Raw genomic sequence first — 9322 nt, 5'->3', positions numbered from 1 at the left:
GCTTTACCCCAGGCCCGGCCCACACCCCGGCCATGATCCGCGATCTGACCAAGGCGCTCACCGAAATCTGGCAAAGACTCGACCTCGCACTGGCGGCATAGGCCCAACCTGTATGTTTTTGGGTCTCATGGCAGCGGATTCCCGCTGGACCACTCCGTAAAATCCGTTACGACTCCGCCGCTGCGCAGACCTGCGCTGGAAATCACGCAGGCAATCAATGCGATTGCCGGGTCTTAAGGGAGTGAAAAATGGCAACCGATTGGGCCGCAGACGTCAAGAAATATGCCGCGAATGCCGATGACGCCGCAATTGCAGGCATTGTGCGTTATTGCGGGATCGCACTTCGCAGCAAGGATTCCTCGCTGGTCGCCTTCAGCGACAAGACCGAGACTGACCGTGTTCGCAACAACTTCCTCAAGAAAAAGCTTGGGTTGACCCAAAGCGATGCGGTGCTGGACAAGGCAATCGCCGCAGTTGGCGCCGTAATGAAGGCCGATCGCACCAAAAACCGGGTGACGGTCTATTACCTGCTGGCCGCTGAATTCAAGAAGCTTGGCCTGTTCGTCAAAGCACCTGCTGCCAGCAAGGCTGCGGTGAAGAAGGCACCGGCAGCCAAAGCTCCGGCTAAGGCTCCTGCCGCCAAAACTGTGGCTGCCAAGCCTGCCGCAAAGAAAACTGCGGCAAAGGCAGTTGGCGCTGCTGCTGCAGTTGCTGGTGCAGCTGTGGCGGCAAAAGCCGCAGCCAAACCTGCTGCCAAGAAGGCGGCTGCCAAGCCCGCTGTGAAGGCCGCCGCGCCGGCCAAGGCCGCAGCTGCGAAGCCTGCTGCAAAGAAGGCCGCAGCCAAGGTCAGCACCGCCAAGGCGCCGGCCAAGAAGACCCAAGGCCTGCTCGACAAGACCGCAGCAGTGGCTAGCGATGCCGGCAAGGCCGGTTCGGCTGCTGTTGTCGGCACCGTAGCCGCCGGCGCAGCAGTGGCTGGCGCGGCGATTGCGGCCGCAGCAGGCGCTGGCGATGCCGTGAAGGATACCGCTGCCAAAGCCGTGGGCGCCGCAGGTGATGTTGCTGGTGCGGCGGGTGCTGCTGTGAGCGGCGCTGCCGGTGCCGCAGCCGATAAGGCCTCTGCTCTGTTTACCGGCGGCGGCCAGGCAACAAGCTCTGATGAAGACGGCGGGATGGGTTGGCTGCTGTGGCTATTGGCCGCTGCCCTGATCCTGGGCCTGTTGTGGTGGGTGTTCGGCCGCGGCGGTGACGCCACCGACGCTGCTGGCGCTAGCGCCACCGAAGCCGCCGCCAGCGTTGATGCTGGCGCGCCGGCCGATCTTGCATCGGCCCCGGCTGAAGGAACCGCTGCAATCCCGGCCGGCGCCGGTGTGACCAGCGAACTGCGCGATGGCAAGCCTGTGGTGAAGGTCTATTTCGATACCGGCAAGACCGATGTCGCGGCAGCGTTTGCGGCAAGTGCAACCGGGCTTAAGGGCTATCTGGCCAGCAACCCGGGTGCCAAGCTTGCGGTATCGGGATATTCCGATCCCAGCGGCAATGCTGCTTTCAATGCAGAGCTTTCCAAGAACCGCGCACAGGCCGTCCAGGCGGCCTTGGTTGCAGCCGGTATTCCGGCCGAATCAGCCGAAATGGTCAAGCCAGAAAACAGCGCCGACGGATCGGTTTCCAAGGAAGCCGCACGCCGAGTTGAAGTGACCGTCCAGTAAGCAATCGCGGCTGACGACGAAACGAAGAGGGGCGCTGCAATTGCAGCGCCCCTTTTTGATTGTCAGTGCAGCGAAACGATATTGTCAGCGTAGCGAAACGACGTTGTCTTTCGCGCGCGGATCCTGGCGCTGGCCGGTGTACTGGCTGGCCATCGGTTCGTCCGAGACTTCGAACAGGCGGGCCTGGCCAAAGCCGTTGAACGCCGTTTTCATTGCGGCCCCATATGCCCCCAGCATGCCAACTTCGATGTAGTCGCCAGGCTGCATATCGTCTGGCAGCATGAACGGACCTGCCATAAAATCGGCATCGTCACAGGTTGGGCCATAGAAGGCGAACGGCGCAAGGGCTTCGGACCGGCCCGGCGTGATACAACGCACCGGAAAACGCCAGCCGACATGCGCCGCATCATAGAGCGCGCCGTAAGCGCCATCATTGATATAAAGCTCATCACCGCGGCCGCGTTCAACCTTGACCACCAGCGAGCTGTATTCCGCACACAGCGCCCGGCCCGGTTCGCACCACAATTCCGATGAATAGGAAACCGGAAGCGATTCTGCGGCGCGGTGAATTGCACCGAAATAGTCTTCGAGCGGGGGCGGTTCCATCCCCGGATAGATCGAAGGGAAGCCGCCGCCAACATCCACGATATCAACCGTGACCGAAGCATCAACTACGGCGGCACGGACCCGCTCCATCGCCTGGACATAGGCAAACGGGGTCATCGCCTGGCTGCCAACGTGAAAGCAGATGCCCAGGCTGTCAGCAACCTGGCGGGTCGCTTGCAGCAAAGGCGCGGCATCAGCCAGATCGATCCCGAATTTGGAAGCAAGGCTTAGCTCTGAATATTCGGAAGAAACCCGCAGCCTTACGCACAGCGACAAGTCTTCGGCAGCGGCACCGGTTTCGCTGGTGGTCGCCTCGACGATCTTGGCCAGTTCCTCATAGCTATCAAGACTGAACACACGCACGCCGTGGGCCTTGTATGCCTCGGCAATCGCACTCTTCGATTTGACCGGGTGCATGAAGCACAGCACGGCATCTGGCAGCGCGCTACGAACCAGCCGCACTTCGGCAATCGAGGCGACATCGTAATGGGTGACGCCAGCCTCCCACAACACCATCAAAAGATCGGGCGAGGGATTGGCCTTGACCGCATAGAGCGACTTGCCCGGAAACTTCTCAGCAAAGAAGCGGGCAGCGCGCGCGGCGGCGTGCGGACGGTTCAGGATAACGGGTTCGTCGGGCGAAAGAGCGCGAACTACAGCCGATGCATCAGGAAAATGGTGCAACTCAAGGGACCCCCAATAGGCCTTTCGGCCAAAACAACACATTAGACGACGGCTGCCTTGCGGTTATTGGAAGTCCCCATGGGGCAGCGGAGGCGGGCTATAGAGATTCGCACCTTAACTGCAAGTGAAAATCAGCCCCCGATCAGCCCCGCGTCAGGTGATCGGCCATCGCGCGGAAGGCGGGAAGCGTGGTGGGATCAAACACTCCGTTGGCGGCGATCGGGTGCGATCCAAACCGGGCGATCGTCACCTCTGCCACAGGATCGATCCAGATCGCCTGGCCGTGAATTCCGCGTGCCGAAAAAACGCCATGATTTCCGCCCATTGCCCACCACTGGCTGTTATAGGATCCGCCCGGGATCCATTGATAGCCGGCTGGGGAAAAGGCTTCTGTCACGCCTCCGGCCTTGATCGCGCGAACGGCGTCGTGGGCAATCGCCTGGCCGCCTCCGCCCTGGCCATCACAGCGCACCGCTTCGCCAAATCGGGCCATATCGCGCAGCACCGGATTGAGTCCGCCGCCGGCAAACGGCATCCCGGTCGAATCGGTCAGGAAATCGGCGTCCTGTTCCATCCCCAGCGGCTGCCAGATTCGCTGCGACAGGACATGATCGAGCCGCTTGCCCTCGGTCCGTGCGACCAGCCAGCCCAGCACTTCGGTATTGCAGGTGCGATAAGTAAAGCGCGTACCGTGTTCGCCATTTTTGGCGATGGTGGGCAAAAAGGCATAAACATCGGGCGCGCCAGCATAGCCCGGTGGGCGCGGGGTGAGGCCCAGGGCATTGCTCATCGCGCCGATGCCGCTGGATGGGTCGGTATATTCCTCGCTGAAATCCAGCGCAGTAGTCATATCCATCACGTGCCGCAATGTGGCGTCGGCAAAGCCGCTACCGGCAAGCTCAGGGATCAGGTCCACTATTGGCGCCGCCGGATCAAGCCGGCCTTCCGCGATCAGCATTTCGGCCAGAGTGCCAACAAAGCTTTTGGTCACCGAAAAGGCTATGTGCGGCGTATCACGGCGGGTTACGCCGAAATAGCGTTCATAGACCACCGCGCCCTTGTGCATCACCATGATCGCATCGGTGAAGTTGACGCCCAGCGATTCCTGCCAGGTCAATTCCCGGCCATCATCCATTGCGGCAAAGCTGATTGCATCCAGATCATCGCGCAGTGTTTCGGGCAAATCGGCAACCGGCCCCTGCCCACGCGAAACCCGCGCCGTAGGCAAAAATTCGCGCATGTGTGAATAGGCATAGCGGTGGGTCGGAAAGCGCATGTGATCGGCCCGTTCCCACGCCAGCCGCTTGGCTTGGGGCGGGGGCAGTCCCTCCATCCAGCCCATCGCGGCGGGGTCAGATGTGTGGGCATCAAGGATTTGACCGGACACTTGCACTCTCCCTTGCCGTTGCACCAGTCAGCATGCCCTAGGAAAGCCGATCGCGGAAGTCCTCATAGCCAAAGCGCTTGATGCATTCGAGGTTATCGCTTTCGCTGTCCCACAACCAGATCGAAGGCAGCGGCACCCCGTTGAAGGTGGTGGTCTTGACCATCGAGTAATGCGCCTGATCAAGGAACGCGAAACGCTGCCCCACCTGCGGCCCTTGGGCAAAGCGGTAGTCGCCGATCACGTCTCCTGCCAGGCAAGACGGCCCGCCAAGCCGAACTGCTCCGCCCTGCCCTTCATCGACCCGGTCTTCGTCGAACGCCAACTCGCCCAGCATCGCCGGGCGATAGGGCGCCTCGATCACATCGGGCATGTGGCAGGTGGCCGAGATATCGGTGATCGCCACCGGCATTCCGTTCTCGCCGATGTCGAGAACCGTGCCGATCAATATTCCGGCATCCAATGCCACCGCTTCGCCAGGTTCAAGATAGACTTCGGCCTGGGTATCTTCCTGCATATCAATCAAGAACTGGACCAGCTCATCGCGCTGATAATCGCTGCGGGTAATGTGATGGCCGCCGCCAAGATTGATCCATTTGAACTGACCGAAATAGGGCTCAAGGTGATCGAAGGCGACATCCCAGGTTCGCCGCAGCGGCTCGAAATCCTGCTCGCACAGCGTGTGCATGTGGAGCCCGTCGATCAGGTCGATATGCTCTTCGGTCAGCTGGTCGATCGGAAAGCCCAGGCGCGAATGCGGGGCACATGGATCATACCGCGGCACTTCACCTTCGGGGTGCAAGGGATTGATCCGCAATCCAATGTCAAAGTTTTCACCGCGCGCGCGGGCGGCTTCGATGATCGCGCTGCAACGGATGATCTGCTGGGGGGAGTTGAAAATCACGTGATCCGACAGCCGCAGGATTTCGTCCAGATCCTCTGGCTTATACGCCGCGCAATAGGTCGCGATTTCGCCGTCGTAGAACTCAGATGCCAGCCGCGCTTCCCACAGGCCTGAGGCGCAAACCCCGTCGAGGTATTCCCCAATGATCGGTGCGGTGGACCACATCGAAAACGCCTTGAGCGCGCCCAGCACCTTCACTCCTGCACGGTCGCGAACATCAGCCAGCACCGTCAGGTTTTGCCGCAGCCGCGCGGCATCGACCACGAAGCTGGGGCTATCGACGCGGCCAAGGTCAAATTGGGCAAATGCCCCCGGATCGCCGGCCCTGGTTTCCATCAAAACTCCACCGGCCCATCCAGTTCCTTCACCTGCCACGGCAGCCCATGCGTACCCAGCATGTCCATGAACGGATCGGGATCCATCTGCTCCATGTTGAACACGCCCGCGCCGCTCCAGGCTCCGGTCAGCATCATCGCCGCACCGATCATTGCTGGCACGCCGGTGGTGTATGAAATTGCCTGGTTGCCGGTTTCGGCAAAGGCCTCTTCGTGATCGCAGATCTGGTAGATGTAGAAGGTCTTGGTCCCCGATCCATCCAGCGCTTCGCCGGTGGCGATATCGCCGATGTTGGTCTTGCCCTTGGTGGTTGGGCCGAGCGTTTCAGGCTTGGGCAGAACGGCGGCAAGGAATTGTAATGGAACGATTTCCTTGCCTTGATAGATCACCGGATCGATCCGGGTCATACCCACATTCTGCAGCACTGTCAGGTGGGTGATATAGGCATCGCCAAAGGTCATCCAGAACCGCGCGCGTTCCAGTTCGGGGATGAATTTGGCCAGGCTTTCCAGCTCTTCATGGTACATCAAGTACATGTTTTTGGGGCCGACGGCTTCAAACTCGAAAGCCACTTTTTTGCCCATCGCCGGGCTTTCGACGAACGCGCCGTTCTCCCAGTGCCGGGCCGGAGCGGTTACTTCGCGGATGTTGATTTCCGGGTTGAAATTGGTCGCAAAAGCCTGGCCGTGATCGCCGCCGTTGCAATCGAGGATATCAAGCTGGCGGATGGTCTTGAGCTTGTGCTTGCGCAGCCACATCGCGAAAACGCTGGTCACGCCGGGATCAAACCCGCTGCCCAAAAGCGCCATCAGCCCGGCCTGCTTGAAGCGGTCCTGATAATCCCACTGCCAGGAATATTCGAACTTGGCCTGATCCTTCGGCTCATAATTCGCCGTATCCAGATAGTTCACCCCAGCGGCCAGACAGGCGTCCATGATCGGCAGATCCTGATACGGCAGCGCCAGATTGACCACCAGCTTTGGCTGGATCTGCTGGATCAGCCGGGTCAGCGCCGGTACTTCCTCGGCATCGATCTCATAGGTCGAAATCGTCTGCCCGGTCCGTTCCAGAACCGAGGCCGCAATCGCATCGCATTTTGAGCGTGTTCGGCTGGCGAGGTGAATCTCGCTAAAAATGCCTGCGCTTGCCGCCATCTTGTGGACGCAAACCGAGCTGACCCCGCCCGCGCCAATCACCAGAACTTTGCTCACTGCTCGAATCTCCTTGCCTCGATTTGGCGCGCATATAGAATTGTTTCATGGCCACACAACAAATGAGAAGCCCGACTCCTGAAGGTGTCGCGATTGCCGCTGCCAAGATAACGCAATTGCTGCCGAAAACACCTCTAATCGAGGCCGCGGTGAACGGCGTGCCGGTGTGGTTCAAGGCAGAGAGCCTTCAGCCGGTTGGCGCATTCAAGATTCGCGGGGCCTGGCACCGGCTGACCGACCTGACCGAAGCCGAGCGGGAACGCGGCGTGGTTGGCGTTTCCAGCGGCAATCATGCCCAAGGCGTGGCCTGGGCAGCCAAGCGGCTGGGTATTGCGGCAACCATTGTGATGCCGATCGATGCCCCCAGAACCAAGATCGAGGCAACCCGCGGTTATGGCGCCAATGTGGTGCTGTATGATCGGCCCAGCGGCGAGAACCGCGATGCGGTGGCGCAGCAGCTGATCGACCAGAGCGGGGCAACCTTGGTTCATGCCTATGGTGATCCATGGGTAATCGAAGGCCAGGGCAGCGCCGGGTTGGAGATTGCCGCGCAATTGGCTGAGCGCGGCCTGCCTGGCCCCAGCAGGATCGTCTGCCCGTGCGGCGGCGGCGGACTGACGGCCGGGCTGGCATTGGCCTGCCCCGAAGCAGAAATCGTGCCGGTTGAACCCGAAGGCTGGGACGATGTCCGGCTAAGCCTTGAACAGGGCAAGATCGTGCCGGTGCCCGATCCCAAATTTCCCACCCAGTGCGATGCGCTGCAAACCCCGGCCACCTGGCCGATCAACTTTGCGGTGCTGCAAGCGCGGGTGGCGAAAGGCTATGCCGTTACCGCCGCAGAGGTTCGCGCGGCGCAGCGCTGGGCGTTTGCCAACCTGCATCTGGTGGTTGAACCCGGCGGGGCGGCGGCGCTGGCGGCAATTTTGGCCGGCAAGGTTGCGATCGATGGCCGCACCGCCGTGATCCTTTCCGGCGGCAACACCGATCCGGCTGACTTTGCCAAGGTACTGGCCAGCAACGATTAGTTGCATTTGACAATCGGTTTTTCCAGGACCAACCTCGCGCCCCTCGGATCGCCAAAGAAAACGAGGGGGAATACCAATGGAAGCCAAAATGCTCGCGCCGGCCGCCGTACTGGTGCTGTGGTCAATCATCATGCTGATGTGGACCGCGCTGACCCGCTTTCCAGCAATGTCAAAGCTGGGCGCCAATATCAAAACCGCACCGCCGGGTGGCCGCGGGCAAAACCTTGAAGGGGTGCTGCCCGATAGCGTCCAGTGGAAATCGCACAACTATGCCCACCTGATGGAGCAGCCGACGATTTTCTATCCGACGGTGGTGATCCTGGCCTTGCTGGGCCCCAATCCGGGCACGATCATGATCGCCTGGGGCTATGTTGTGCTGCGCATTCTGCATTCGATCTGGCAGGCCACGGTGAACACCATTCCGGTGCGCTTCACGCTGTTTATCCTGTCCACCATCTGCCTGGTCATGCTGGCAATTCACGCTTTTGAACTGACCGTTCTGGTCTGAGGGGAGACCTTACATGATACAAGCCGATATTCTTCAGCCGCTGGCCGTTCTGGCCGGGTGGACCATGGTGATGTGGATCTGGATGTACGCCACCCGTATCCCTGCGATAAACAAGCTGCCCAAACCCGATACAGCCGGTGCCGATCAAGGCTGGACCGGGGCCATGCTGGAAGGCCTGATCCCGCGCGAGATCCAGTGGAAAGCGCACAATTACAATCACCTGCACGAAGCGCCAACGGTGTTTTATGCGGTGGCGCTGGCGCTGGCGATGATTGGCCAGGGTGATGGCCTGAACGCAACAATCGCCTGGGCCTATGTCGGGCTGCGGATCGTCCATTCGATCTTCCAGTCAACCGTCAACAAAGTGATGCCGCGCTTCATGCTGTTCGCGCTGAGCAGCCTGTGCCTGATGGCGCTAACGTTGCATCTGCTGCTGGCGGTGTTTCACTGATTGCGATGCTCCGGGCGGGTATAACCCCGCCCGGAGCGCCGTTCAAAACATCTTGCGCAGCGATATTCCGATCACCCGCCCGCGCGGGTCCATATAATCGGCCTGATAGGATAGCGGCACTGCGCCGCTGGCATCGGTAACCCGCTGATGGGCATCGAGCAGGTTCTGGACGCTGAACGAAAGCCGCGCGCCCTTCAGGAAGGGGATCTTCTTGATCAGCTTTGGCCGCTGTGAGAAATCCAGAAACACGAACAGATTGACACTGGCCACGCTGCCAAAACGCAAATCACTGGTGCCCGGCGTGCCCGATGCGGCAACGGTGGTCGGCGCGCTCCAGCTGCCCTGGGTGAACATCCCCAGCCCCTTGTAGAACAAGCCGCCGTTAAATTCGATGGCGTGGCGCGGGGTGCCGGCGGTGGACAGCGCATCCCCACCCAGCAGATCAAGCGAGGGCCCGCCCGGCGCGATCAGCACGCGGCTGGAAAACTGCGCGGTATGATAGAC

8 protein-coding genes and 1 pseudogene are annotated in these 9322 nt (G+C 60.7%); 4 read left to right on the top strand and 5 right to left on the bottom strand.

Features of this window, described 5'->3' with window-relative positions:
* The first annotated feature begins 248 nt into the window (after positions 1 to 248).
* Positions 249 to 1709 (top strand): DUF2853 family protein, encoded by a 1461-nt coding sequence (locus ABL914_RS13225; protein WP_391563656.1) that lies wholly within the window; start codon positions 249 to 251, stop codon positions 1707 to 1709.
* Between the two features lie 84 nt (positions 1710 to 1793).
* On the opposite strand, the gene ABL914_RS13220 is transcribed toward ABL914_RS13225, so the two are convergent.
* From ABL914_RS13220 to ABL914_RS13205, 4 genes are all read right to left on the bottom strand, one after another.
* Entirely contained in the window at positions 1794 to 2999 is a 1206-nt protein-coding gene (locus ABL914_RS13220; RefSeq protein ID WP_391563655.1) for a type III PLP-dependent enzyme, read from the bottom strand.
* Positions 3000 to 3141: 142 nt separating this feature from the next.
* Positions 3142 to 4386, bottom strand: a complete 1245-nt coding sequence (locus ABL914_RS13215) for a serine hydrolase domain-containing protein (protein WP_391563654.1) — start codon at positions 4384 to 4386, stop codon at positions 3142 to 3144.
* A 37-nt stretch (positions 4387 to 4423) separates the two neighbouring features.
* Entirely contained in the window at positions 4424 to 5623 is a 1200-nt protein-coding gene (locus ABL914_RS13210) for a carboxynorspermidine decarboxylase (protein WP_391563653.1), read from the bottom strand.
* On the bottom strand, positions 5623 to 6834 hold the full coding sequence (locus ABL914_RS13205; RefSeq protein ID WP_391563652.1) for a saccharopine dehydrogenase family protein: 1212 nt from the start codon (positions 6832 to 6834) through the stop codon (positions 5623 to 5625). The genes ABL914_RS13210 and ABL914_RS13205 overlap by 1 nt, the downstream gene beginning before the upstream one ends.
* Before the next feature lie 62 nt (positions 6835 to 6896).
* Between ABL914_RS13205 and ABL914_RS13200 the strand changes: the two genes are divergently transcribed.
* The 3 genes from ABL914_RS13200 to ABL914_RS13190 all read left to right on the top strand — a co-directional run bounded on the left by ABL914_RS13200 (position 6897) and on the right by ABL914_RS13190 (position 8818).
* Complete coding sequence (locus ABL914_RS13200) at positions 6897 to 7859, top strand: threonine/serine dehydratase (RefSeq protein ID WP_391563651.1); 963 nt, start codon at positions 6897 to 6899, stop codon at positions 7857 to 7859.
* Positions 7860 to 7935: 76 nt separating this feature from the next.
* Positions 7936 to 8367, top strand: coding sequence for an MAPEG family protein (locus ABL914_RS13195; RefSeq protein ID WP_391563650.1), 432 nt, complete (start codon positions 7936 to 7938; stop codon positions 8365 to 8367).
* Between the two features lie 13 nt (positions 8368 to 8380).
* On the top strand, positions 8381 to 8818 hold the full coding sequence (locus ABL914_RS13190; RefSeq protein WP_391563649.1) for an MAPEG family protein: 438 nt from the start codon (positions 8381 to 8383) through the stop codon (positions 8816 to 8818).
* Between the two features lie 42 nt (positions 8819 to 8860).
* On the opposite strand, the pseudogene ABL914_RS13185 reads toward ABL914_RS13190, so the two are convergent.
* Positions 8861 to 9322 (bottom strand): annotated as a pseudogene (locus tag ABL914_RS13185) (hypothetical protein); the annotation flags it as partial.

The sequence above is a fragment of the Novosphingobium sp. genome, from assembly GCF_040079535.1.
Lineage (GTDB): Bacteria > Pseudomonadota > Alphaproteobacteria > Sphingomonadales > Sphingomonadaceae > Novosphingobium.
The sequence above is the reverse complement of the archived record's forward strand: the minus strand, read 5'-3'. Positions and strand labels throughout refer to the sequence as shown.